This window comes from Paenibacillus sp. FSL R5-0517, assembly GCF_037974355.1.
GTDB lineage: Bacteria > Bacillota > Bacilli > Paenibacillales > Paenibacillaceae > Paenibacillus.
Genome location: NZ_CP150235.1, coordinates 4,159,335 through 4,185,267, shown reverse-complemented (window position 1 = coordinate 4,185,267; position 25,933 = coordinate 4,159,335). Strand labels below are relative to the sequence as shown.

General features: G+C 45.8%; 25 protein-coding genes. 24 read left to right on the top strand and 1 reads right to left on the bottom strand.

All coding sequences use genetic code 11. From position 1 onward, the window contains the following. Positions 1–12: 12 nt before the first annotated feature. Both ascB and MKX40_RS18495 read left to right on the top strand, forming a co-directional pair. On the top strand, positions 13–1,476 hold the full coding sequence (gene ascB / locus MKX40_RS18500; protein WP_339234832.1) for a 6-phospho-beta-glucosidase: 1,464 nt from the start codon (positions 13–15) through the stop codon (positions 1,474–1,476). A gap of 168 nt (positions 1,477–1,644) precedes the next feature. Then, positions 1,645–2,211, top strand: coding sequence for a hypothetical protein (locus tag MKX40_RS18495; protein WP_339234829.1), 567 nt, complete (start codon positions 1,645–1,647; stop codon positions 2,209–2,211). Between the two features lie 13 nt (positions 2,212–2,224). Here the strand turns inward: MKX40_RS18495 and MKX40_RS18490 are convergent, their stop codons facing one another. Beyond that, a complete protein-coding gene (locus tag MKX40_RS18490) occupies positions 2,225–3,109 on the bottom strand; it encodes an AraC family transcriptional regulator (RefSeq protein WP_339234826.1) in 885 nt (294 codons plus the stop codon). A gap of 242 nt (positions 3,110–3,351) precedes the next feature. Between MKX40_RS18490 and MKX40_RS18485 the strand changes: the two genes are divergently transcribed. The 22 genes from MKX40_RS18485 to MKX40_RS18380 all read left to right on the top strand — a co-directional run bounded on the left by MKX40_RS18485 (position 3,352) and on the right by MKX40_RS18380 (position 25,911). Next, a complete protein-coding gene (locus MKX40_RS18485; RefSeq protein ID WP_339234824.1) occupies positions 3,352–5,964 on the top strand; it encodes a family 78 glycoside hydrolase catalytic domain in 2,613 nt (870 codons plus the stop codon). Between the two features lie 143 nt (positions 5,965–6,107). Next, positions 6,108–6,647 (top strand): GNAT family N-acetyltransferase, encoded by a 540-nt coding sequence (locus MKX40_RS18480; protein WP_339234822.1) that lies wholly within the window; start codon positions 6,108–6,110, stop codon positions 6,645–6,647. Between the two features lie 139 nt (positions 6,648–6,786). After that, on the top strand, positions 6,787–7,875 hold the full coding sequence (locus tag MKX40_RS18475; protein WP_339234820.1) for an acyltransferase: 1,089 nt from the start codon (positions 6,787–6,789) through the stop codon (positions 7,873–7,875). Positions 7,876–8,357: 482 nt separating this feature from the next. Further along, positions 8,358–9,155 (top strand): AraC family transcriptional regulator, encoded by a 798-nt coding sequence (locus tag MKX40_RS18470; RefSeq protein WP_339234818.1) that lies wholly within the window; start codon positions 8,358–8,360, stop codon positions 9,153–9,155. Continuing rightward, positions 9,139–9,396, top strand: coding sequence for an acyl carrier protein (locus MKX40_RS18465; RefSeq protein ID WP_339234815.1), 258 nt, complete (start codon positions 9,139–9,141; stop codon positions 9,394–9,396). Before MKX40_RS18470 ends, MKX40_RS18465 begins: the two co-directional genes overlap by 17 nt. Before the next feature lie 156 nt (positions 9,397–9,552). Then, positions 9,553–11,043: an AMP-binding protein gene (locus MKX40_RS18460; protein ID WP_339234813.1), complete on the top strand. Its 1,491-nt coding sequence runs from the start codon at positions 9,553–9,555 to the stop codon at positions 11,041–11,043. Between the two features lie 5 nt (positions 11,044–11,048). Next, a complete protein-coding gene (locus tag MKX40_RS18455) occupies positions 11,049–12,317 on the top strand; it encodes a decarboxylase (RefSeq protein WP_339234811.1) in 1,269 nt (422 codons plus the stop codon). Further along, a complete protein-coding gene (locus MKX40_RS18450) occupies positions 12,298–12,540 on the top strand; it encodes a phosphopantetheine-binding protein (protein ID WP_339234808.1) in 243 nt (80 codons plus the stop codon). Before MKX40_RS18455 ends, MKX40_RS18450 begins: the two co-directional genes overlap by 20 nt. A gap of 29 nt (positions 12,541–12,569) precedes the next feature. Beyond that, positions 12,570–13,331, top strand: a complete 762-nt coding sequence (locus tag MKX40_RS18445) for a P-loop NTPase (RefSeq protein ID WP_339234806.1) — start codon at positions 12,570–12,572, stop codon at positions 13,329–13,331. A 31-nt stretch (positions 13,332–13,362) separates the two neighbouring features. Further along, complete coding sequence (locus MKX40_RS18440; RefSeq protein WP_339234803.1) at positions 13,363–14,442, top strand: phosphotransferase; 1,080 nt, start codon at positions 13,363–13,365, stop codon at positions 14,440–14,442. 25 nt (positions 14,443–14,467) lie between these two features. Then, entirely contained in the window at positions 14,468–15,424 is a 957-nt protein-coding gene (locus MKX40_RS18435) for an aldo/keto reductase (RefSeq protein ID WP_339234801.1), read from the top strand. Positions 15,425–15,454: 30 nt separating this feature from the next. Further along, positions 15,455–16,300: a phytanoyl-CoA dioxygenase family protein gene (locus tag MKX40_RS18430; protein WP_339234798.1), complete on the top strand. Its 846-nt coding sequence runs from the start codon at positions 15,455–15,457 to the stop codon at positions 16,298–16,300. Between the two features lie 41 nt (positions 16,301–16,341). After that, positions 16,342–17,475, top strand: a complete 1,134-nt coding sequence (locus tag MKX40_RS18425) for an amino acid--tRNA ligase-related protein (protein WP_339234796.1) — start codon at positions 16,342–16,344, stop codon at positions 17,473–17,475. A gap of 15 nt (positions 17,476–17,490) precedes the next feature. Next, a complete protein-coding gene (locus MKX40_RS18420; RefSeq protein ID WP_339234794.1) occupies positions 17,491–18,708 on the top strand; it encodes a hypothetical protein in 1,218 nt (405 codons plus the stop codon). Positions 18,709–18,752: 44 nt separating this feature from the next. Then, on the top strand, positions 18,753–19,001 hold the full coding sequence (locus MKX40_RS18415; protein ID WP_253438113.1) for a phosphopantetheine-binding protein: 249 nt from the start codon (positions 18,753–18,755) through the stop codon (positions 18,999–19,001). A gap of 13 nt (positions 19,002–19,014) precedes the next feature. Continuing rightward, positions 19,015–19,746 (top strand): SDR family oxidoreductase, encoded by a 732-nt coding sequence (locus tag MKX40_RS18410; protein WP_339234790.1) that lies wholly within the window; start codon positions 19,015–19,017, stop codon positions 19,744–19,746. A gap of 28 nt (positions 19,747–19,774) precedes the next feature. Beyond that, on the top strand, positions 19,775–21,241 hold the full coding sequence (locus tag MKX40_RS18405) for a class I adenylate-forming enzyme family protein (RefSeq protein WP_339234787.1): 1,467 nt from the start codon (positions 19,775–19,777) through the stop codon (positions 21,239–21,241). A gap of 46 nt (positions 21,242–21,287) precedes the next feature. Further along, the gene (locus MKX40_RS18400; protein WP_339234784.1) at positions 21,288–22,157 is read left to right on the top strand and encodes a hypothetical protein; all 870 of its coding nucleotides are present in this window, start codon (positions 21,288–21,290) and stop codon (positions 22,155–22,157) included. Further along, positions 22,147–22,659 (top strand): NUDIX domain-containing protein, encoded by a 513-nt coding sequence (locus MKX40_RS18395; protein WP_339234781.1) that lies wholly within the window; start codon positions 22,147–22,149, stop codon positions 22,657–22,659. Before MKX40_RS18400 ends, MKX40_RS18395 begins: the two co-directional genes overlap by 11 nt. After that, entirely contained in the window at positions 22,656–23,489 is an 834-nt protein-coding gene (locus MKX40_RS18390; RefSeq protein WP_339234779.1) for a methyltransferase domain-containing protein, read from the top strand. Before MKX40_RS18395 ends, MKX40_RS18390 begins: the two co-directional genes overlap by 4 nt. 31 nt (positions 23,490–23,520) lie before the next feature. Continuing rightward, the gene (locus tag MKX40_RS18385) at positions 23,521–24,675 is read left to right on the top strand and encodes a nucleotidyltransferase family protein (RefSeq protein ID WP_339234777.1); all 1,155 of its coding nucleotides are present in this window, start codon (positions 23,521–23,523) and stop codon (positions 24,673–24,675) included. A 42-nt stretch (positions 24,676–24,717) separates the two neighbouring features. Then, on the top strand, positions 24,718–25,911 hold the full coding sequence (locus MKX40_RS18380; RefSeq protein ID WP_339234774.1) for an acyl-CoA dehydrogenase family protein: 1,194 nt from the start codon (positions 24,718–24,720) through the stop codon (positions 25,909–25,911). The last annotated feature ends 22 nt before the right edge of the window (positions 25,912–25,933 follow it).

Genomic DNA, 25,933 nt, shown 5'->3' with positions numbered 1-25,933 from the left:
GGAGAGATACGGATGATTCATCGACAAGGGTTTCCGGAAGGATTTCTGTGGGGCGGCGCTATTGCCGCCAATCAGGCTGAAGGTGGATTCGACGCTGGCGGCAAAGGATGGTCGACGGCCGACATGGTTCCTTATTTTGAGAAAAAGGACTACACGAACCTTAGAGAACTGATGCATGTTACGAGTGCAACGGTTGAGAAAGCAATGGCACATCACAGTGCGGAAGGTTATCCGAAGCGTTATGGGATTGATTTCTACCACCGTTTCAAAGAGGATATTGCGCTGTTCGCTGAGCTGGGCTTCAAAACATTTCGTCTGTCCATCAACTGGCCGCGCATTTTCCCGAATGGTTATGATGCCGAGCCAAATGAAGAGGGACTGCGCTTCTATGACGAAGTGTTCGATGAACTCCGTAAATACGATATCGAACCTCTCGTAACACTCTCGCACTATGAGATGCCGATGGCACTTGTACTGAAATATAACGGCTGGGCAGGCCGCGAAGTGATTGGACATTTTGTAAGATATGCAGAAACCGTGATGAATCGGTATAAGGATAAGGTAAAATACTGGTTGACGTTTAATGAGATTAACACGACCATTATTGAACCGTTCACAGGCGGAGGTATTATTGAAGACCGGGTGGAGAACACGATGCAGGCTTCCTATCAGGCACTTCATCATCAATTTGTAGCCAGCAGCCTGGTAACGGAAAAAGCACGTCAGATTAACCCGAACTTCCAGATCGGATGTATGCTTGCACGCATGATTCACTACCCGGCGACATCGAAGCCAGAGGATGTGCTGCAAGCACAGATCGATAACCAGCTGAACCTGCTGCATACGGATGTACAAGTTCGTGGTAGTTACCCAACATTCATGGCTCGGTACTGGGCAGAGAACGGGATTACCATTGCCATGGAACCGGGGGATGAGCAGATCCTGCGTGAGCACACAGTTGACTTCATCTCATTCAGTTATTACACATCCTTGGTGTCCGCAGTAAATCCAGAAGAATATGGAGTGACTGGAGGCAACCTGTACAGCACGATTAAGAACCCTAATCTGGAGCGTACGGAGTGGGGCTGGCAGTTGGATCCGATTGGTCTGCGTGTAGCATTGAAAGAGTTGTATGATCGTTACCAATTGCCATTATTTGTGGTGGAGAATGGACTTGGCGCGAAAGATACCGTTGAAGCAGATGGTTCCATTAACGATGATTACCGGATTGATTATCTGAGAAAACACATTACACAAATGAAAGAAGCCATTATGGATGGTGTGGACCTCATGGGCTATACCAACTGGGGAGCGATTGATATCATCAGCGCATCCACTTCGGAAATGTCCAAGCGTTATGGCGTGATCTACGTGGATCAGGACGACAACGGACAAGGCACATTGAATCGGTATAAGAAAAAGAGCTTTGGTTGGTACCAAAAGGTCATTGCCTCCAATGGCGAAAACTTGGAATAAATTAATCTAAAAAGGCACCCCAGGCATAGCTAGTGTTACGCCATCGGGGTGCCTTTTTAATATCATCTCGCAGGATTTTCATCCACGCTAATGGCACTTCAAGGTAAAAGGGATGACTTCATAACATACTGGATGGTATACTGTGATCGTATTGGGGGAGGGATAACCATGAAGAAGCCTATTATTGCTGTAGATATGGATGACACGATATGTCATCTGGTCAAGCGGGCTATATATCACAACAACCTTAACTTCCCGACCCATCCGTTGCGGTATGAGGATATGATTCATTGGGATACGTCCCATTTGCGTCATCCAGAGAGCACGCACGATGTATTTTATGGTCGGCCGGGTCTGTTCGAGGAATTGGAATTATACGACGAATATGTTGTAGATGAGATGCGCAAGCTGAACGATGCCTATGATGTCATTGTCGTGACAGCAGCAGAGCCAAAAACAGTGGTTGAGAAGTGGAACTGGCTTCAGCAGCACATGCCTTTTATAACCGCTGAACAGTTTATTACATGCAAACGAAAAAACTTGCTCGGATTCGATCTGCTCATTGATGATGGAGCACATAATCTGATTCCCGCGCATGAGGATGGCAAAAAGGTTATCTGTATCCCGCATCCGTGGAATATACAGGAGCGTGAGCGATACAACTTTCCGTTGATGTCTTCATGGAAAGAAGCCAAGGCATACATAGATGAAATGTTACAGGTTGTTGGTGTCTAAAAGGTAGTTAATCTTATCGTCCAGAGTGAAGTGCTCTGGATTTTTTGCGATAGGCGAGAGGTGTTTCGCCTGTTATTTTTTTGAATGCGGCATAGAATGAATCCATATCCCGATATCCGACCAGCTCGGCAATCAGGCTGACTTTGTGCTGTGAATTCTTTAGAATTTCGCAGCTTTTTTGTATGCGTAGATGTTGCAGGTGGCCGCTAAAGGACTGTCCGGTATGCCGCAGAAACATTCGCCCAATCTGCTTTTCGCTCCAGCCTGATATGCGTACCAGATCAGACATCCGAATACGATTGCTTACGTGTTCCTTGATATAGTGAAGGATGTAATCAAAGCCAGTGGAATGATTCTCTTCATCCTGATCCTTTTGATACAGTTGTCTGTAGGTCATCAATACCAACTGGCTTACCAAGGTGTATAACATGGTAGACGAGCCGATTCCAGGAACGGAGGATTCACGATACAGCTTCACCATTAGTTCTTCCATCTGATCGTTGCGATCCACAATGGATATATAAGGAACCTGATTTTGTGCCAAGTCCATCAGATGTTGAATGATTTCTTTCTCCTGAATGATGGCTGTCAGCGTGTTGATCAACTCAGCATTAAACAGACAATTATAGATAATTAGCGGATGCTCGGTCACGTTTGTACTCGCAGGACGAAAGACATGAGGAACGCCAACAGGAATGACAAACAGCATGCCTTTCTTCACGGGAATGACATCTTCACCGATATGATGAAAGCCCTTTCCTTCAGCAACATAGCTATACTCAATAAAATCATGTGCGTGAAAAGGGAGCATAAAATCTTCAGAGCAACGATTGACAAAAAGTTGCAGATGATTATGCAGAAAGTATTCGCTTTTCATAAGTTGTACAGATGAATCCACAGGCAACCTCCTCGCATAGATGGCTGAATCACCGGATGAAATAGTCCGGATCACCGGGTATTTACGACAGCAGGATCGATATAATTATATCGTAACCCCGAATGGGAAGCCAAGATGGAAAGGACGATCTGCTAATGTTCAACGTTAGTCACCTTCGCTGTGAATATAGAGTCAACCCGATAGGCCTCGATGTAAAATCACCGAGATTAAGTTGGCAGTTGCAGTCTGATCGGCGGAACTGTATGCAATCCGCTTACCAGGTACAACTCTCCCTAACGAAAGATTTTGAAGGGATTACATGGGATTCTGGCGAGATAAGCAGTGATCAATCCATACATGTGGAACTAAAACATTTTCAGCCTTCTCCGCAAACACGATACTATTACCGGGTTCGGGCATGGGATGATACAGGAAGTGATTCGGGTTGGTCCGAAACGGCTTATTTCGAGATGGGACTTATGGATCGTCATAACAAGTGGCAAGCAGAATGGATCACAGCTCAAGCATCAGATGATGGAGATACGTCATGCCCGCGTATGCGCAAGCAGTTTAATGTGAAACAACCTGTTACGTCTGCCAGAATATATGTCACAGCACTTGGATTATACGAGTTGTACATCAACAACTCAAGAGTAGGAGAAGATTATTTTACACCTGGCTGGACTTCTTATCGTAAGCGATTACAATATCAAACCTATGATGTTACCCACTTGCTTCAAAATGGACAGAATATATTGGGTGCATATCTTGGAGATGGCTGGTATCGGGGATATCTTGGCTGGAACAAAGAACGGGAGATATTTGGTTCAACGTCCGCATTGCTGCTGGAACTGCATATGAAATACGCAGATGGATCAGAGGAATGTATTGTATCCAATGGTGAGTGGACGACTGCTCCAAGTGCCATTCGCATGTCGGACATCTATATGGGGGAGACGTATGATGCGCGATTGGAGTCTGATTGGTCGGATACATCTGAAGTGAATTGGTCACCTGTGAACATATTGGAACATCCCAAGGATATCATCGTTGCGCAGGAGAATGTACCCGTTACCCAAGTCGAACAAATACAGCCAATCGCCTTCTTAACAACTCCACAGGGAGATCGTGTAATAGACATGGGGCAGAATATGGTGGGATGGGTGAGATTTAGCATTCAAGGTGAGGTCGGTCAGACGGTTGAGCTGCACCATGCTGAGATATTGGATCATGAGGGCAACTTCTACACCGATAATCTTCGAGCTGCCAAGCAGTGTATTCGCTATACATCCAAGGGGGATGAAGTAGAAACATTTGAACCGCATTTTACGTTCCAGGGGTTCCGATATGTGAAGCTGGTTGGCTTTTCTGAACACATTCATCTCGATAATTTCACTGGCATAGTGCTGCACTCAAATATGGAGCAAACAGGTCAGTTCTCGTGCTCCAGTCCCCTGGTGAACCAACTGCATCACAATATATTGTGGGGGCAAAAGGGGAATTTCCTTGATGTGCCGACAGACTGCCCACAGAGGGATGAACGGCTCGGGTGGACCGGTGATGCACAGATGTTTGTCCGCACGTCCTCCTACCTCATGAATACGGCGCCCTTTTTCACCAAGTGGTTGCGGGATCTGGAAGCGGATCAGGGAGAAGATGGAGGTATTCCATTCTTCGTTCCGGATCTGAGAAGTTCCACGTCGGAAGGATGGGGAGACACCAGTCATTCCTCCGCCGCTTGGGGTGATGCAGCAGTCATCTGTCCTTGGACCATCTATGAGATGTATGGGGATGCCAGATTACTGGCTGAACAATATGAGAGTATGAAGCGGTGGATCGAGTACATTCACGGGCAGGGCGATAACCCATATCTGTGGAACACGGGATTCCACTTTGGCGATTGGCTGGGACTGGATTCCAAGCCGGATAGTTATGTTGGCGCAACGGACACGGACTATGTAGCAACTGCATTCTATGCCTATTCGGTTTCGTTAACTCAAAAAGCGGCAGAGGTACTTGGTAAGACAGATGATGCTGAATATTATAGAACGTTGCATACCAACATTGTTCTTGCGTTTAACAAAGAATTCGTCACTCCAGCCGGCAAAATTGCTGTTCCAACGCAAACAGCGCATGTTCTTGCGCTGCAATTTGACCTGCTGGACGCGACTGCACGAACTCGCGCTGTCGATCAATTGGCAAAACTTGTGAAAGAGGCGGGCAATCATCTTACTACAGGCTTTGTGGGTACACCTTACCTAAATCCGGTACTGAGTGATGCAAGTCTTCACGATCTGGCTTATACATTACTTTTTCAAGAGGATTATCCGTCCTGGCTATATCAGGTGACTCAAGGCGCAACGACAGTCTGGGAACATTGGGATGGGATCAAAGAGGATGGCAGTCTCTGGAGTGCTGATATGAACTCATTTAACCACTATGCGTATGGTGCGATTGGGGAATGGATGTATCGTTATGTTGCCGGAATCAAGTCCGATGAACATCAGCCAGGATTCCGAATGGTGCATATTGAGCCGCAACCCGGACCTGGACTGGATTGGGTGGAAGCGAGCTTGGAGACGATGTATGGTCAAGTTGCTTCAAGTTGGCATCGGCTGGCGGAGGGAGAAATGGAGATACGCGTGCACATTCCTGTCAATACGAGAGGTACGGTACGTCTTCCTGGAGCAGGTGCACAGATCGTTCTGGAGCAAGGGAAACCGTTGGATCAGGTAAATGAAGTTCAGGATATTCGAAGTATTGGAGACGATATTGAAGTTACACTTGGATCAGGAAGTTACCAATTCAATTACAAGGACACGGATATGAAGAAGGACCGAGATGTTCAGGATGTTACATTGACAGAGTCCGTATAATAATAGAATAAACGGTAAGATGTACTTTTGAAAAGGATCTGCTCACACGCAGGTCCTTTTTCGAACTTGTCTGATGGAAGAGCAAGAATGTTGTGTCCTGGAAGCGGCAGCATGGCAGTTTCAATATCTGTTGGGAGGGTGTAATGACTGTGGGGAAAGAACATGTTAGATTAATTAAACCATCGCGAGCGTATAAGGATGCATATTTGGAATTTTATGAAGACTGGGTGAGAAGTGGAGAGTTGATGGTACCGTGGGTCATTTCCAAAGATCCTTCTGCTTTTGATGAGATGTTGGCGTTTTTGCAGCGCAATGAACAAGGTATCGATATTCCCGAAGGTTGGGTCAAAGACAGTACATACTGGCTACTCACCGAGAGTCAACAAATCGTGGGTGCTGTAAATATAAGGCATGAGCTTAACGACAAATTGTTCAACAGTGGAGGACATATTGGATATGGCATTCGTCCTGGAGAGCGGCAAAGTGGCTATGGTTCCGAAATTCTCAGGCTCTCTTTGGAGAAAACGAGAGAGCTTGGAATCACCAAAGTATTGGTCGTATGTGATGCAAATAATGAGCCATCCAGAAGAGTTATTCTTCGAAATGGTGGCATTCAGGATGAAAACTATGTGGAGTCTAATGGCAATGTTGTTGAACGATTCTGGATAGAGAATGTCGAATAATGAAGAATGATGGTGAAATTTAACGAAAATAATATAGATTATGATTGTAATACCCTCGCGTGCTGATTAAAATGAAGCATAGAATCTGGATTGCAGCCGGAAACTATCATCCCATATCAGGCACAAGTGAGGTTATTTTATGAATCAACCGGTTAATCGGCCCCGGCGTATTGAGTATCTGGATCTCTATCGTGCATTGGCCATCATGGCAGTGGTAGCCATCCATGCGACTTCAACAGCAGTTGCGCATTACCCGAAGCACACGTTAGATCATGATGTGTATTACTTCTGGAACACGTTCCTGCAATTTGCCGTTCCAGCGTTCCTGTTCTTGTCCTCCCTGGTTCTGTTCTACAACTACAGCTCCAAGGTGAATGAGAAGGGTTGGATGCTCACCTTTTACAAAAAGCGTTTATTCTATGTATGTGTACCCTATGTGGTATGGTCCTTTATCTATTTTACCGTTAAACAGTTGCTTGCGGGTAAAGAACCTTTGACCCATGGTGTGCAATTTGCCAAACAATTAGTGATGGGAACCGCTCATACCCATCTGTACTTTTTTCTGATTATTCTTCAATTCTATATCGTTTTTCCATTGCTTCTGTCGCTAACACGCCATCTTCTTTTTACTCGGTATTTGCCATTATTCTTTATTATGGGCCAAGCAATCTTCTATGCACTGCATTTGCAGTTTCACTTCGAGCGAACAGGAAGTTTGTTACCCAGTTATTTGATTGTAATTGGTTTTGGCGCATGGGTTGGGCTCAACTTTGAGTGGGCATTGAAGAAACTGTATACTCACCGTTATGCACTTATAGTTGCGTTATTGAGCGGAGGTGCCATTTTTATATATGGTAATGCTTATATCAAAACCGCTTTTCCTGCATACCCGGTGGTAACCTATACCGTGTTGTTCCTGTTCCGCAATCTGTTTACGTTGTCAGCCTGCTTGCTCCTGCTGATCTTTAGTGAACGGTTGGGCGCAGGAAAACATACTGAAGTTCGTAAAGCTACGCATGTTCTGGATTCCTTGGGTACAGTTGCGTTCGGTGTGTTTTTAATGCATCCCCTCGTACTGCTCTTCTGGAGACGTGAATTCTCAGATGACCTGGCTCGGCACTTCAGCGTGGGTATCATCCTATCTTATGTTGTTGCTCTCCTGATCTCATGGATCTGCGCGATGGGATTGCGCCGGATGAAGTGGGGATGGGTCCTGATAGGACGTTAAGTTAAAATAAATCCATGCCATCTAAGAAAAGAGTTTTCAAGCCATCAAGCATTGTAATCGGGTACCCATACACTGAACACGTATAAAAGCAGTGTTTAGTGTATGGGTACCTTTATTTAGAACAATTCTATGGAATCAGACTCATACTAATTGAGAGCGCTCTATCAGATGGAATGAATGAATTGGTTCGTATTGGATCCACTGTTGCTGTTTGTGGTAATATGTATGAATTCCATGGGAACGTCCTTAAGAAGATTTTGACCAAAGATTGCTAGCCAGTCACCTTTACGTCCAAAAGTTAGAGTCTACCTACATAATTTTTTTGCATATTTTAGTAGTAAACCTACCTCGACAACCTCACTTATTTATTTCTACAGATTATGATCAATTTCACATTTATGTATAATATTGTTGATTTAAGTCTAGGAATCAACTAAAATTTAATAAAACATTCCAATTTCTTCAAATGGGGGCGACTTTTGATGACATGGAATTTGTACAGTATGATGCCCAAAATGATCATGGCTCCCGGCTATTCTGAAACAGTATGTACGGAGCCAAATAGAATTTTGGTAGCGTTTACCGAACAGTCTTTTGAAACGAGGTATCGTGACACCTCGTACTATATTTCCTCCAGGGACTTGTTGGTGGGCAACGATCTCATCCTGTTAAACCGATTGTCAGTACCTGTCGTAATCAGCGTTCTGACCTTGGAAAACATGACTAAAATGCGCTTTGGTTTTCCAATGGTATTATCCAGACAAGACGACGGAGTCAAGTTGTTTGTAAAACGCGTTTTAGAGATGTTCGGACAGAGCACTTTCAAACCTGAGTACAGCAAACAACTATCCCTTGAATTCACACGATTTTTCAATATGTACCGGGTGATGAACCAGAGCACCGATAATTTGAAAGGTAAGATTGACAACCGATTAATTATCGTTCATCGCATGATACGAAGTCAATATTCGGAGCCGCTTACCCTTGAAGACATGGCCGCACGAATCAGCTGTAATCCGGTCTATTTAAGTAACACATACAAGAAAGTGTTCGGTTGTTCACCCATTAAATCTCTTCAGAAAATTAGAGTACAAAAAGGACGCGAACTGCTTAAGCATACCGATCTGACGATCAATGAAATTACGAAGTCTGTCGGTTATATCTCTAGTTCACAGTTCTCCGGGTACTATAAAAAATATTACGGGCGCTCTCCAAGTGAATATCGTAAACATCTGTGCAATAAGACAGGGGAGGGAATCAGTGATGGAACAAGTATCTAACTCGATGATTGAAGGAAAAATCATTCAGATTATTCACAATATACTTGGATATCACTTGGACATTCCTCTGGATGAGCGATTAGAGAATCTCGGGTTTAACTCAATAAAATATATTTCACTAATTGTTTCACTAGAAGAGGAGTTTGAGATTGTTTTCCGCGACGAGGACCTGTTGTATGAATGTTTTGCTACAGTGGAGCAGATAGAGTGGAGAATCTCAGGTATGGTATCTTCTGCGTAAGAAATAGCTGGGGAAAATATGGACAGCGACTTATGTTCAAGGCTCTATAATTGAATTATATTCATCAAACAACATGTTAACGACAATTTATGCGATGAATGTATCACAGAAATCGTGCAAAATAAACACTGCGAATTCATGGAATGAGGGTCTGAATTGAAACGATTATGTGAGTTGTTAGATCATTCAGAACAACGATATCCGCATAAAACAGCTTTGATCACAGACGAAGGCCATTTTACTTATAGTCAACTAACTCAGGAGAGGGATCGTATATCCACTTATTTGCAAACCTGCGGTGTAAAAACTGGCGAGCGAATCATACTGCTTTTGCCTCATGGCAAATTTCTCGTCTCATCCATTTTTGCTGCCTCCAGGCTTGGAGCAACTTATATCCTCTTGCATGAGAGTACAACAAGGTATCAGTTGGACTACATTGTTAAAGATTCGCAAGCTTCCTATCTGCTGACGACCGATGCTTTTGTTGAAAAGTTGGCGATGTCATCCTATATAGGGATTAAGGTCATATCAGAAAATGACGTGACCACAAATGCAGTGGAGCATAGCAGATTAAGTGACCCCGATTACGAAGATCGCTCAGGTAATGAAGTTGCCTGCCTGTTGTATACATCGGGAAGTACAGGCCGGCCGAAGGCCGTGGTGTCACACCACTCTAGCATGCTATTTGTACTGGAGAGCATTCAGTCTTGCCTGAAAATAGAAGCAGACGACGTAATCGGCAATTTTCTTCCATTGTCTTTTGATTACGGGATGTATCAGGTTTTTTTAGCATTTAATCAAAATGCAACGATAGCCTTGGGTCAGCGATCTGATGTGGGCCCGGCGCTCATTCATAAAATAAGGGAATGGGGGATTACCGGGTTACCAATTGTACCTAGCATGGGAGAAGCGCTGATCAAACTTATGCGCAGACAGATGACGCAATTACCGGAGATTCGTTTTATTACCAATACAGGAGCTGCACTTCCTCAAACTTATGTAAACGAATTCAAAACATTTTTCCCGAATGCCCGGCTACATCTGATGTACGGACTGACGGAGTGTAAACGGGTCTCCATCCTTCAGCCGGAATTTCTCGCTGATAAACCGGGTTCTGTCGGAACATCTCTTCCGGGTACAAGTTGCACCATAATCGATGAGAGAGGATTGCAACTGCCACCAAATAAGGTTGGCGAATTGGTTGTGCATGGTCCTCATGTCATGATGGGTTACTGGAATGATCCGCAACGAACACAGCACGTTTTTCGAAATATGGCTTCTCCTGAGCGGAGCTTGCACACAGGGGACTACTTCTGGATGGACGATGAAGGTTTCTTGTATTTCTACGCTCGCAAGGATGATATGTACAAGCAAAACGGCTTTCGTGTAAGTCCTACGGAGATCGAACTGGCAGCAGTCGACATCGATGGCGTCGAACAAGCCGCGCTGATACTGACCGGAGACACTGCTGTGCCTATTCTTGCGGTGAGTTCTACACGGACTGCGGATAGCCTTCTCGACGAATTACGAATGCGGCTGGAAGATTACAAGATGCCAGCACACATCTATGTTACAGACCAGTTACCTTTAACTTCGAACGGTAAAATTGATAAAAACAAGCTGAAAACAGACCTGGAAAAGGAGTGAAGCGTTTGGACTATGGAGAGTTGCGGTCGAAATACGGCAGTCCGTTATATATATACGACTTGAATATTCTTCGCCAATCCTGCCACAGGTTGAGAGATGCATTACCCGAGCCTTCGATGTTGTATTACTCTCTGAAGGCCAATCCTCACCCGGCAATCGTTAAGCAGTTGTTAGATTTGGGGTGCAGGGCTGAAGTTTCATCGCTAGGTGAGCTGAATTCCGTGTTAGAAGCTGGAGGATTGCCCCGGGATGTATTGTACACGGGTCCTGGAAAGAGCGAATCGGAATTGAAGGTGGCTGTTGCACAGGGAGTACAATGGTTCTCGGTCGAATCAATGAAAGAGCTGGAAAGATTAAGGTCTGTAGTGTCTTCTGGTACACCTCCAATTCAAGTCATTATGCGAATCAATCCCGATCAGGGCTTGGCTGATGCTGGACTGGCCATGACGGGCACACCCTCTCAGTTTGGAACGGATGAGCAGAAGCTTTTGCGAGAGCTGAAGGAAATGCAGGAATGCGACGAAATTCGTATTGCCGGTTTTCATATTTTCAATGGCACCAATACTGCGAATGCAGAGAGACTTGCGGAATCTTTTCTCTCTTCCATTCAGGTGATTGCTAGAATATCCAAGGAGACTGGAATCCCACTCCAATTCGTGGATTTAGGAGGGGGATTTGGACATCCTTATGCTGTGTCAGGCCCCCCTCCGGATTTTAGTGAAATCAAGGTCCAATTGGAGACTGCTCTCGATGAGCATATGCCGGGATGGAGAATGGGAGAGCCTGCTATAGCATATGAGTCCGGACGATATCTTTCGGCCGCATGCGGTGTTCTCGTTAGCTCGGTTGTGGATATCAAGGAAAGTAAGGGCAGCCGCTTTATCGTTCTGGACAGCGGCATTCACCATCTGGGCGGGATGGCGGGGCTCGGACGCATTCCACGTGTTCAGTATGACATCAAGCCCGTCACAGAGAAGACCGACCCTCATCCGGAGTCGACCCACATTGTAGGACCGCTGTGCACCCCTCTTGATTTTTTCAACAAAAAAGCAGCTATGCCTTCCTTACAATTGGAAGAGCAGGTCTACATTCCGAATGTTGGGGCTTATGGGATTACGGCCAGTTTATTGGGATTTTTGAGCAGGGAAATTCCCGTTGAATTGGTCGTGGATGACGGTAACGTGAAGCATGTTTCACAGCTTGCTCTAACACGAAGAACGCATGTGAATGAAATGCATGAAGGGAGGACTATTTATGAGCATGGAATACATTGAACATGAAGTCACGGCGCTGGTAAAGCAGAAAATTCATCGGGATCTGGAGATGACGGACGATCTGAAAAGTGCAGGTCTCGATTCTATGAAAGCGATCGATTTGCTGCTAGAACTGGAAGAGAAGTTTGAAATGACTATTCCCGACGAGTACATGATTAATGATACGTTTGCTTCCATGAGCAACATTGTGAACATGATCCATACGTTGAAGCAAAATGCTTAGCTTTTCTATTAGGGGCGAGGGAGGATGCCATGGACGTACTTTTCATCTATAGCGGAAAGGGTGGAGTCGGAAAATCCACTTTCGCTGTAAATTTGGCCTATTCATTACCAGGGTTAAGAGTAGGATTGTTTGATGCAGATTTTGAAGGGCCGAGTATACCTACCATGGTATCCGGAGTTGAAGAAGAGTCTATGGTAGCAGAAGGACTGGGAATCCACCCGGGAACCTACGCAGGCATCCGCATCTCTTCCTCTGGACTGATTGAAAACAACGGCCTCAGCAGATCTCTTTCAGGCAAATATTTGGAAGGTGCACTGGATCAGTTACTCATAAAAGCCCGCTGGGATGTAGATGTATTAATCGTCGATATGCCTCCAGGGACTTCCGAGATTCACCATCAGCTGCTTCGTCTGTTGAAAGGACGATGTCTTCTGATTACAACGCCTCAGACGGTAAGTTTTGCAGATACTCAGAAAGGGATCGACTTGATGCGACGGATGGAGGTTCCGCTGCTTGGTATCGTCGAAAATATGTCTCAATTCCAATGCGAATGCTGCGGGCATTCCACTGCAATCTTTTCGGGGGATACCCAAGGCATGTTAGCTGTTCCGAATGGTCTGCAAGTGCTCGACACGTTTCCTATAATACCTGAACTTAGTGCAAAGGGGAACGCTGGCATTCCATTTGTACTTGCGAATCCGGAACATCCTGTTAGTGTGCGAATGGCCGGACTTGGACGTCAACTAGTTATTTTACTCACACAAAAGTTCAACACATGGAGTGTACATTAAGGGTCTTACTTTGGTAAAGGGGAGGATGCCGTTGCTAAAACCGTTAGAGCTGAGCAGAGGACTTATCCCGGAAGATATGCTATCGCAAGCGTTAGAGCAGTACGGCATCATGGAATACACAACGTACCCGTATCTCAATATGAATGGTACTGTCGTTCCGATCAACCGGGTTTCGGAGACATCCAGAAAAGCCCTTGTTGAAGACCGGGAGGGAAACCTCTACTTTTTGAAAGAAATTCCTTGGTATATCCGATCCATTGAGCACGCCGTGAGCATAATTAAGCTCCAGCATGAGCTGGCTCTGAAAGGGGTTCGTGTCCCTGCCGTTCAGTTAACTACATCCAGGGAGCTGATTGTACATGCAGGTAATCAAAGTACATTGTACCTACAATCGTATATACCAAACGGCTCGATGTATAATGCCCAGCCTCAACAGATACGTGCTGCCGGGGCGGTATTGGGTGAATTTCGGACTAAGGCTGCGTCCGCATATCCACTACAGAGACTGAGGTTGCCTGAGCAATCTCCTTATGTTTCTACAAAGGATGTACTTGTTCTTTTGCTTAAAAAGTACATGCAGAAACGCAATGAAATGAGCAAAGAGGATCAGGAGCATGTGCAACGTTTTGTCCAGGTTTGCAAGAAACTGGTAGACGAGTGGTCTGTTCAGCATGCTGACAGAGCAGAAGCGGTGACATCGATTGCGCACGGAGACTTGAATCCGATGAATTTCATTTTCTCATCCGACGGTTCGGTGTCGGCGCTGATTGATTTTGACAATGCATGCTTATCCGATTCCCTTGTGGATCTGGCTGAAGGATTGCTTACTTTTTCCGGCATAACTTACCGGTACGGCAGCTCGCGTTTTGAAGCCATTCATGAATTGGGACCTCAGCCGTTCCAGCAATTTCTTGAAGGCTATCAAGAACATCATTCCCTGCTGGCCGAAGAAATTACGGTACTTCCGCTGTTAATGGGCACAACGTGCATCAGGCTGGCAAGTCTTGGTCTCATTCGAGGGGATTGGCCTGTTTCCTCGGCGAGTATGCACATCGATAACATTCGGAATGTCGTGAAGAACTCTCGAGCGTATTTGAGTGAAAATTACTGAACCCACAAGGGGAGGGAGGTTGGACATGGAAAAGAGAACGCTGGGAAAGACAGATATGCATGTAGGCGTCATGGGGTTCGGCAGCTCCCAGATCGGTTATGAACAAACCAGCCAGGAAACAGTGAACCACCTACTGAATCTTGCACTGGATCATGGACTTAATGCTATTGATACTGCTGAGTGTTACCCGAATAGCGAGGAACGAATTGGTCAGGCCGTTTCGGGAAGGCGTGCAGAATTCTATCTATTCACCAAATGCGGCCACTCGGACGAGGACAAGTATCACGATTGGGACCCTGACTGGCTGGAACTGAGTGTAGACCGGAGCCTTAAGCGATTGGGCACAGATTATATTGATGTTTTGCAACTGCATGGCTGCTCTGAAGAGATTTTACAACGTGGTGAAGTCATTCAGACGCTAAAAAAGATTCAGGCAGCGGGAAAAGCGAGATATTTGGGTTACAGCGGGGACGGGGAACAAGCGAAATATGCGATCAAGATGCAATGTTTTGATACGTTGCAGGTGACCGTTAATATTGCTGATCAAATCGCCTTAGACGAAATCATTCCCTTAGCACAGCAGCAGCAGCTTGGGGTCATTGTGAAGCGTCCGATTGCCAACGCCGCTTGGGTTAATTCAGTGGAGCATAAGAAACGTTATGAACGCCAGCTTGCTATGTGGAAAAGAATGGGCAAGACGCCGGAATCTATGGTCAAGCCAGCAAAAGTAACCTATGAGGAGCGTTTGCTCAAGCTGGGGTATTCCTTTCAAGAGGATCCTTTGCTTACGACAGAACTGGCACTGAGGTTTGCGCTGTCGATTCCCGGTGTGCACACAGTCATGATTGGCACGACGAAACCAGATCGTTGGCGGGACAATTATGCATTGGCAAGCAAAGGGAACCTTGCTGAGGAACAATATAAGGCCATTCGAGAGCGCTGGAAGGAACGGATGGACAAGGAATGGTTCGCGGTTCCATAACACCAATAGCAAGAAAGGAGTTGCTTGATCATGGGTCTGAAATCGCGTTTTCTAGATGATGGTTATGCTGTCGTTACAGGAATTTTTGTATCGGATGAGGTGAATCAGCTAAAGATTGCGATGGAAAAATTGATCACCAAGGTGAAGCAGGAACCACTCCGGTATACGACGCGTTACACCTTGAAACAGGAGCCTGATTACGACACTTGGGGTGTAAATAATATTTTCAAATTGGACTTGTACGAGCCCGCCTTCGGAGACGTTTTTGGGAACGAACGTCTGATGGAAGTACTTCAAGAGATATTGGGCGAAGAATTGCGATTTTGGGGAGCCCATGCGCTGTGGTCGCCGGAGAAGATCAATTATCGATTGCGTTGGCACCGGGATTACGGGGATAACGAGTTATATCACCCAGAAGGTATTCCCAACCATGTGCAGTTCAATATTCCCTTGTACCCAGACTCTTGTTTTATCGCGATTCCCGGTTCGCACCGACGTGCACTTTCCGATCAGGAGAGATGGGAAGTGAACAATAACGGGGCTAATCCGTTACCTAACGAGGTTCGAATCACATGTCAACCCGGAGACGTTCTATTTATGAATGCGCATACACTTCATCGCGGAGCATGTACGTCTCATGACTACAGGAGAACGTTGCATTACAGCGTTCAAGGTAAAGAGGAAGCGTATGGAGGACATACTTCCTATCCGGAGATGAAGGAAAAGGCATATCTGGATCAGATGCACCCCACGGTTCAGCAACTGATGATTAATTCTGTCCTATGGGATGAATCTCACCCCCTGTCTCCATCGGAGTTGTTACGCAAGGTAAGAAGCAAGAACGAACGGGAAAAGTATATCGCCGGCCAGGTTTGATTTTAACCCAAAATAATATCCATATGAGGAGAGATGAGCTTATGTTAGGACCTTATTTTACAAAAAAAGACAAGAAGTTGGGATATCGCGGGAACAACATATACGATGCCTTGGATAACGTACTTGCAGGGCAATACACGCTGGCAGAAGCTGAAAATCGGGTCAAGAGCTTCAGCGAACAGAAGTATTGGGGCGCTATCGCCAGAATTAATCATCAGATCAATATGTCAAGCAATCTGTTTTTTGGAGAAATGAATGCCCTGTTTACACTGCTGCCCTTGACTACTCGAATGATTTCTTCCCCAGGTGCCGTATACGGTCGCGAGGCCATCAGTTATACAACGGATGTATGCCCTATTTCTTTGGAGTGGTTTGATCTGCCGAACAAGGCATTTTTATCAGAGTCCTCACAAATTTATCTGGAATTGTCGGTGCTCCAGCACCAGGTAGATCATGTATACTCCGTGTATAACTCATTCCGCAAGGAAAATGTGGATGCATCCCATCTATCCGAGTTTCACCATATCGAATATGAAGGCGCGGTTGATCAAGTAGCAAATAAGGAGATAATCCGTCAATTGTTGTTTAGAGTCATTCAGGATTTGCTCAAACATAATGAAGCGGATCTGAGTGTGTTCCTTTCCCAGGATCGTCTGAATCAACTTGACGAAGTCAGTCGCAGTCAAAAAATAACGGAATTAACTTTTGAAGAAGCTTTAGCCGCACTTTACGAAGATACAAAAGATGAAATCTACAACAAATTCACACTTGAACACTTCGGTTCTTGGGAAGAAGTCCGACTCACCGAGATTTATGGCGGATTCCTGGCAATTAGTGAGTTTCCTTTGCTTGAAGTACCGTTCTACCACGCCGAAATGAAGGGCCGGGACAGACGTGTTGCAAACAACACGGATTATATCTGGCCAGGGTATCGGGAAACGATCGGGAGCGGTCAGCGTGTGGGTACCCTTGAGCAATTGAAAGAAAAAGCAGAAGTGTTTAACCTGCCTGAAGAAGATTACGCATGTTATCTCCAGTCCAGAACGCTCGATAACTACAGGGAGACATCGGGTTTTGGCGTCGGATGGGAGCGATTGATCCATGGTTTGCTGGAGATGCCATATATATGGAGTGCCGTTCAGTTCCCAAGAACCAATGTGACTTTGAAACCATAAGGTGGGAAACCATTGATGATAACCAAGTGGGACCATGTTCAGGACAAGCTACTAGGTTTAATCGAACACGCAACAGCAAAGTCTTCATTCTACAAACAAAGGTTACAAGGCGTTACCGATGCCGGCTGGAGCCAAGCCCGTTTTGAGCAGATACCCATATTGGAGAAATCTGAGCTGACCGGCAGAGAAGAATCGCTGCTGACGGACAATGAGGCCAAACTCTATGTCGAATATACCAGTGGTTCCACGGGACAACCGCTCAAATGTTATAAATCAGTTGAAGAAAAATGGAAAAAAGCACGCCTCTTATGGGGCCTTCGAAACACTAATGGAGGTATTGGACCTAAAGATCCGTATGCCATGTTTTATGCCTTCAATGAAGATGATCTGTCAACGGATCCCATATCCATCTACCATGAGGTCATGTATCTCTCCATGCTTGATCTGTCCCCGGAACGACTGGATGACTATTATGAAGCGTTGCTGAAGTATCGTCCGCAGTGGATGCTGTCCGTATCTACCGCACTCTATCTATTCGCGAATCATCTGCTGGAGCGAAAGCTGGATCGGAGCAAACTTCCGTTTAAATATATCGAAATTAACGGAGAGATGTTATTTGACTATCAGCGTAAGACGATTGAAGAGGCCTTTGGTCCCATTGTTTATAACCATTATGGTTCCCGCGAATTTTGGTGTATTGGCATGAGCTGCAGAAGCGGTAATCTGCACTTATCTAGTGATCAATTGTATGTGGAAATTGCGAATTCGGACAAAGATGGCTATGGAAACGTAGTGATTACTGACTTGACCAATCGAATCTGGCCTTTGATCCGGTATGACACGGGAGATATTGGCAGGCTGTCTGAACAGAAATGTGATTGCGGATCGCGATATCCCGTTATCGAAGTGACCGGTGGGCGGGCAACCCAATATATTCGATCAGGTGATTGGATCGCCAATCCGATTCTGTTTCATTATGCTGTAACCAAGGTCAACCGGAATTTCCCGGATGCCGTTCGACAATTTCGTGTAATGCAGGTGCAGGAAAAGCAATTTATGTTTTACCTTGTGCCTGGCAAGGGATTTCAGGAAGCATCCGAGTTTCTATTGCAGCAAGAACTGCTGCACAAACTGCCTGACGATGTTAACCTGACGATTGTTCATCAGGACAGACTGAGTATGGATGGTCCCAAGTTCGATTATTTTATTCCTTATCGCCAGGCGAATACATGATGTCAGCAATATTACCAAATCATTCTATATCTGAGGGTGAGCATATGTCGCATTATGAAACGGTGTGCAGGCTCGTAAAAGAAGAGCTTGAGGATCGAATTGAAGAGAATTATGTCTTTTCGGGAAAAGAAAATCTGGTTTCTGATCTGCAACTGGACTCCATCATGATTCTTCAGTTGATCATCAAGATGGAGGATGAGTTTCAAATCACGATTGAGGATGATGAACTTACACCGCAACTATTTGAGAATGTTGAAGTGTTAACGGCCTTCGTTGATACCAAGACAGCGTAAAGGATGAATATTCGTGCACATTTCTCTTCAAGGACTTCGATTGCTTCTTGTTGGGGGTTCGGGAACGCTTGGAGGGTGTCTTCTTGAAAAAATGCTGCAAGAAGGGGCGATTGTTGCTGCCACCTATAACCAAACCCCTATTCATAGTAATGATTATCATATGGGTATACAGGATCGTCTGCATGTCGGTCATCTGGATGTCACGAATACGGAACTACTGGATGAATCATTGCAAGTACTGATGGATCGACTGGAATGGGTGGATGGGCTGATATATAATGCCGGAATTATCAACGATGCGTCTTTAGAGGAGATGAGTTATGCTCAATGGCGCGATGTTATGCAGGTTAACCTGGATGGCGCATTTCTCGTCTCTCAGAAGGTCAGCAAGGTGATGAAGGAACGAGGCAGGGGGAAAATCATTCACGTGTCCTCTTACCGCGGTATTGTAGGAAGCGCACAGCAAAGTAATTATGCAGCTTCCAAGGCCGGACTTAATGCTCTGACCAAATCAATGGCACGTGAGTTGGGTTCATTCGGCATTGCCGTTAATGCAATCTGTCCCGGATTTATGCGAACCAATCTGAACCGGCATCATGCTGGAAAATATCAAAAGGCTCTCGATGAGAGTCTTTTGTCCCGCATTTCCACACCGGAGGAGACAGCGAATTTTATTCTCTACCTGTTGTCCGAACACGTTGCCAACGTCAGCGGGCAAATCTTTCAAATGGACAGCAGGGGCTAGACAAAATATACGCGAAGGAGGCGAGTGGATGAAGGATATGGAACCTCGGTGTATCGGGGAAATACTGTTACATCAGGCAGAACGGAGTCCGGATCGGATTGCCGTAACATTCGGCGAGGAGAAGTGCACGTATAAGCAACTTTTGTCCACAACCGCGGCCTTGCAGTTAAAGATTGAGGACCGTGTTAGGGAAGGCGAAGTGGTGGTGATCTGCTTGCCCAACTCTCCTGCCTATATCCATGCTTACTTCGCGGTTACCTTACTGGGAGCGGTAATCATGCCGCTCTATTCCGGCAGTTCCGAGGCAGAAATCAGGCTGGCGTGCCGCACGGTAGACGCTGCTCTCTGTATCACTACTCACGAGATGAAATCCAAGCTACGTATTCAGAACTTGTCCGTCCTGAGCCAGGAAGATTGGCAGGCACCGGATGAGGAGACCAAGCCCATATACAGGCCTCGTCTTGCAGACGAGGTTGCCTTAATGCTGCAAACGTCGGGAACAACCGGGAATCCCAAAATCGTGCAGCACACTCACCATAGCTTAATTACCAATGTGAAGGCTCATTGCGAATCTCTGTCACTGACGGAGAAAGATACCGTGTTGATTACCCTTCCTATGCCTTTTGGCTATTGCAATACCTCCCAGTTCTTGAGCCACCTGTACCTGGGTGGAGAATTGGTCATTATGACTGGTCTATTTCTACCGTCTTCATTCATGAAAACGATGCAAGAGCAAGACATTACCGTAGTTACTGCAGTACCCACCATGCTGCAAGCGTTGAGCCTGCTGAAATCCGATTATAAAGCGCTGCCCCATCTGCGTTATATCTGCTTTGGGGGAGGACAAGTCACGCCTAACATACTGGAATCTGTTCGCAAGAAACTGCCTTCCCATGTGAAAATGGTGCAAACGTACGGCCAAACGGAGGCTGGTCCGCGTATTACAACCAGGATCATTTCGGGAGTATACGAACCATCTAATGTAGGGCAAGCCATACGCGGGGTTGAAATCTCCATAAGAGATGAAGAAGGGAATCGCTTAGGCGTTCATGAACCTGGTGATATATGGATTCACAGTCCCAGCATCATGAAGGGATATTACCTCAATGCAGCAGAGACGGATAAAGTTCTGCAAAACGGATGGCTTCGTACAGGAGATCGAGGTTACTTGGACGAACAAAATAATTTGTGGCTACTGGGAAGAACCAAACTGTTGATCAAAACAGGAGGAAAACAAGTACATCCTGAGGAAATTGAGCGACTGATCATGGAGCACTTTCCACTGGAGCAAGCCATTGTCAAAGGAGAGGCCGACCCCTGGCTCGGCGAAGCACTGGTGGCTTACATCATTCCTCGCAAGTCGGATACACTTGTTGAAGCTACAGACATTTTGCGTTTTTGCCGTTCCAAGTTATCCGCTTACAAGGTACCTAAAAGGGTGGAAATTGTGCAAACCCTTCCGAGAACCGCTACCGGAAAGATCCGAAGAGATTAAGGAAGGAGGAACTCTTCTGTATATTTATCGTTACGGTCCCTTTCATGTGCAGGTAGATTTTGCATCTCGTCTTCATGCGCTTGAGGAACGAACCAGACAATGGTACTCACACGTCTTGATAGATGATCAGCCGGAAAAGATGGATCATCACTGCAGGATCGAAGCTTGGGACACAAGCCCTTGGATTAACAACCCGGAACGAGACGAAGTAATTTGGGGCGAAGACCGGGTAGAAATTCGTTCCAGCCTTCAGTTCAATTATAACATCGACTGGGATTCTGCTTGGAACAGCAGACTGCATTTCGTTCAGCGGACGGGGTATGACGAATATGAAGATCGGTCATGGGAATTCTCTCAACGGATTTCTCTTTTTCCCAAATTGATGGACATGAACGCATTTCTCTTGCACTCGGTATGTGTTGTAGGTCAAGACGGAAAAGCGATTATTTTCCTAGGAACAAGCGGAGCCGGTAAATCGACGATTGCCCAGAAAGCAATCGATTCAGGGTACTCCGTCATTACTGATGACACGGCGTTGCTGATGTTTGTCGAGGATGAATTGAGAGTATATGCCACGCCGTATATTTCCCGATCTGGTCTTATTGGACAGCCTGGATTCTGGACGGTCGGTGCGTTTGTTCTGTTGGGGAAGGATGCTGTTAATACTGTCATACCGGCCAGCAGACAACCGTTCGTACAATCTCTGCAGGAACGAATTTTTGAAACACAGTATCTCACTCATATCTTCTCATTCTCCAGCGGCGGACTAGGTGGCGACATTGCCAAACGATTGCTGGGGTATACACGTAAAATTACGAGGCAGTACAAGGCTTATCATCTCCAATTCAATCTGCAGTTGAAGCTGGATGACGTGATGGGCGAATTCCTATCTGGGGAGGGGCAACATGTACGTTAACGTACGCGCTATGATCGAAAGAGTGGTGAACGGTGAGCTTCAACTTTATTTACAGATTCGGGACAAGCCCAATCAACCCAAAGCATGGGAATTGCCTGGAGGGCAACTCGAAGAGTATGAGTCCATGATCGATGGACTGAAACGGGAGGTCAGGGAAGAAACAGGCCTTGAACTGACTCGCATTGCAGGTAAGGATACGTATTTGCAGGTAAGGACAGGCACAGGTTTACTGGAGGGAATTCAACCTTTTGCTGTCTACCAGACACTGGAGGGACCTATCGATTCAATGGGTGTGTATTTTCGCTGCGAAGCTGAAGGCATAGCCTTGCAGTCTGGCGATCAGGCTCGTGACGGACGTTGGATACCTGTCAAAGAATTAAGGCAAATGGCAGAGCAGGATTTGGAAGCCTTCAGCTGGATTGATTCTGTGGGTATCCAGTTGTATCTGCAATCGGAAGAGAATAAATCATTTCAACCATTGGAGAAGGGGGATTTAAGATGAGCAAAACAACACACGACACCATTGCGTATTTCAAAAATAAAGCGGACAAGTACGACTTGGTAGAGGAACAGGCATATTGGCAGCTCTCCGACCAGCTGTTATGGAACGTTTTCAAAAAAGAGGTCTTGGATCGATTACCCGCCGGGTTCACGTTTTTTGACGCGGGTGGAGGGACTGGTCGCTGGTCGCTTAAAGTCCTTCTAGAATACCCGGAGAGCACCGGATATACGTATGATCTGTCGGAAGACATGCTGAGACAAGCGAAGGCCAAACGCGAAGCGAATGATCTTCAGGACAGATGGACGATCCGGCAAGGTGACCTTCATGCTATTGAAGGCGTACAGCCGGCATCCGTGGATGTCTGCTTTAACTTTCATAACGTATTGGGATTTGTGGAAGAGCCGCTTAAAATGCTGCATGAAGTCGTAAAGTTGCTTAAACCCAAGGGATACTTGGTATCGTTTACACCTAATCTGTACCATGCCCTGTATTTTAATATTTCCCTAGGCAGAATTGAAGAGGCACGGAAGTTAACGGGCGGCAAAGGGCGCTTCACGCTAGAAATGCCCGATATTTATATGTTTACTCCCAAGCAGCTTCAAGAATATTACCTTGAATGCGGGCTGAAGGTATTAAATCTTAAAGGCTTCCCTGCCTTCATTTATCCTGGATTTCTAGAGACACAGATTGAGGGTAACACCCAAACCCTAAGCGAGATTTTGTCTGATCCGGCTGTGTTCGAGAGCATTTTGGAGATTGAATCCCAGTATCTTGACGTAGAAGAACTTGTATCGCGTGGAAACAATATTTTTATTGTCGGGCAGAAGTAATTCTCTTCCAAGGCGAAAGGAGCTGTTTGCCATGTCATCAGATTCTACCCTAACCGATGAAGAAAGATTGGTTTTATTGTGTTCAAAACCTGCTCTTCGGAATGCGGAGGTTGAAGATTTTCGTCAATTAATGGCTGCTCACATGGACTGGAGCCGAGTATTCGGCATGCTGCATACCCATGGTGTGATGGGAACCGCATGGCAGAATATCGAGCGTTACTTTTTGGTGAAAGGCACGGAGAAGGCAGTCTACGGCAAATTCGTTAGTTCGGTCAAGCAAATGTATCATATGCAAAAAATGCGGGGCGAACAACAGTGCAGATTCACCCTTGATATTTGCCATGAGCTGGACAAGCGAAGTATTCAATACAGTTTGCTGAAAGGGATCGTACTTTCCCAAGTCGCCTATGGGGATCTAGGAAGCCGGGATTTCAAAGATAATGATATGCTTATACATTCAAGCCAAATTGATGAAGCGATAGCGATTATGAAGGAAATGGGATACGTGCAGGGGATGATTAACTATAAAACGAATTCGGTTACCCCGCTACCTCGCAGGGAAATTATGATCCGATCGATGGTGTCCCATGAAGTCATCCCTTTGATCAAATATATCGAAAATAGTCCGTTTCTCGAATATCATGCGCTGGATTTGCAATTTTCGCTTGATCTCATGACCAGCCGCCGAACAGATACGGCAGTGCAGCAAATGCTGGAGAGAAGCCAGATTATTGATGTTGCAGGACATCCTGTTCGCACTTTGGAGTGGGAAGATCTGCTGTTATTCATGCTTATCCATCTTACCCGCGAAGCAACAAGTGAGTTGGATGTTATGGCCTACAAGGATATCCTGCTCTATAAATTCATGGACATTCACCGATTCCTGGACAGCCCTCAAGTGAATGTGGATTGGGATAAGGTACTGCAGCGGGCTCAGGATTTGAATTTCCAAAAGGAAGTATTCTATGCCCTGCATTATACGCAGATCCTTTATGGCGAGGCCGGACCGGAAGGATTCCTGGACAAGCTGAATATTGAAGATCGGGAATTCCTCGATCAGGTGTATCGGTACAACAGTGAAGATATTGCTATCCGTTGGCAGAATTCCTTTGAGGAACGTTTATTTGATACGAATCGACCGTTCAAACTTCAGAAGAGCAATCCAATCGTTCCAGGGAAAAGATGAAGCATTTCTGACCAAATCCATTTGAGTGAAAGGGATTTTGATATGCGATATTCGTATGAAGTATCCGAAGTCACGGACACATTGTCCGAGGTAAGAATGGCGGCAAAGCGATTTGCTGAAAGGGCCGGTGACCTCGACCGGGATGGGTCCTTCCCCAAAGAAAATATAGCTGACTTGAAGTCTGCAAGCCTGATGTCAGCATCAATCCCTAGCCGGTCAGGCGGTGAACGGCCTTCACTCCGTTCCTTGTCCTCTATGGCAGAACTTTTGGCAAGCGGGTGCTTATCCACGGGAATGATATGGGCCATGCACATACAGCAGGTGGAGGTATTAATCCGTCAAGAACAGAATGATTTTTCAGATCATCTTCTGTCCAGACTGCAGGAGGAACAGCCCTTAATCGCCTCAGTCACAACTGAAAAAGAAAAAGGGGGGCACTTGCTCTCGTCCCAAAGTCCGATGGTTACCAATGGAAGCTCGCTCTATATTGACCGAGATGCTCCAGTCGTAACCGGCGGTGAGTACGCTGATTGGTTTCTCATCACAATGAAACCTTCTGATGAAAGTCCCGACAGTGACGTTCAACTGGTTTTTGCCGAACGACATCAACTGGAACTGGAGAGTGTCTCCGATTGGCATGCCATGGGGATGAGAGGGACCGGTAGTGTGGGCATACACATTCGTGGCTCAATTGAAGAAGAACAGCTGATCGGTGCAGCGATAGACTTCAAACCGTTAGCTGTACAGACGATGATTCCCATGGGACATATTTTATGGTCTGCCTGTTGGCTTGGAGCCGCTAAAGGAGTATACGAAGGGTTAATACAACTCATCCGTAATCCGCAAAATCGTTCCCGCTTCAATTTGCAGTCCGAGTTGTTCTATGCAAGGCTTGCAAGGATTCGACTGCAGTTGGACACAGTTAACATATACCTGAACGAGATGATCCAACAGTATGAAGATCATTCCAATCAGGGGAATTTGAAGCTGCTTGAAGCACCGCGGTTCAATATTCACATCAATAATCTTAAAATTTTGGCATCAGAGACTCTTTTTCAGGCAACGGATCAAATGATAGACATTGCAGGACTATCCTACGGATATACCGCTAATGACCAGCTTCCCTTGGAAAGGGCTTTTCGGGATTTGCGTTCTGCAAGTCTGATGTATCACAATGATCGGCTGTTACTGGCGAACGGAAAGCTGAATTTAATAGATCACAGGTTGCTGCCTTGAAAGGGCGCAAAGTTTGAGGGTG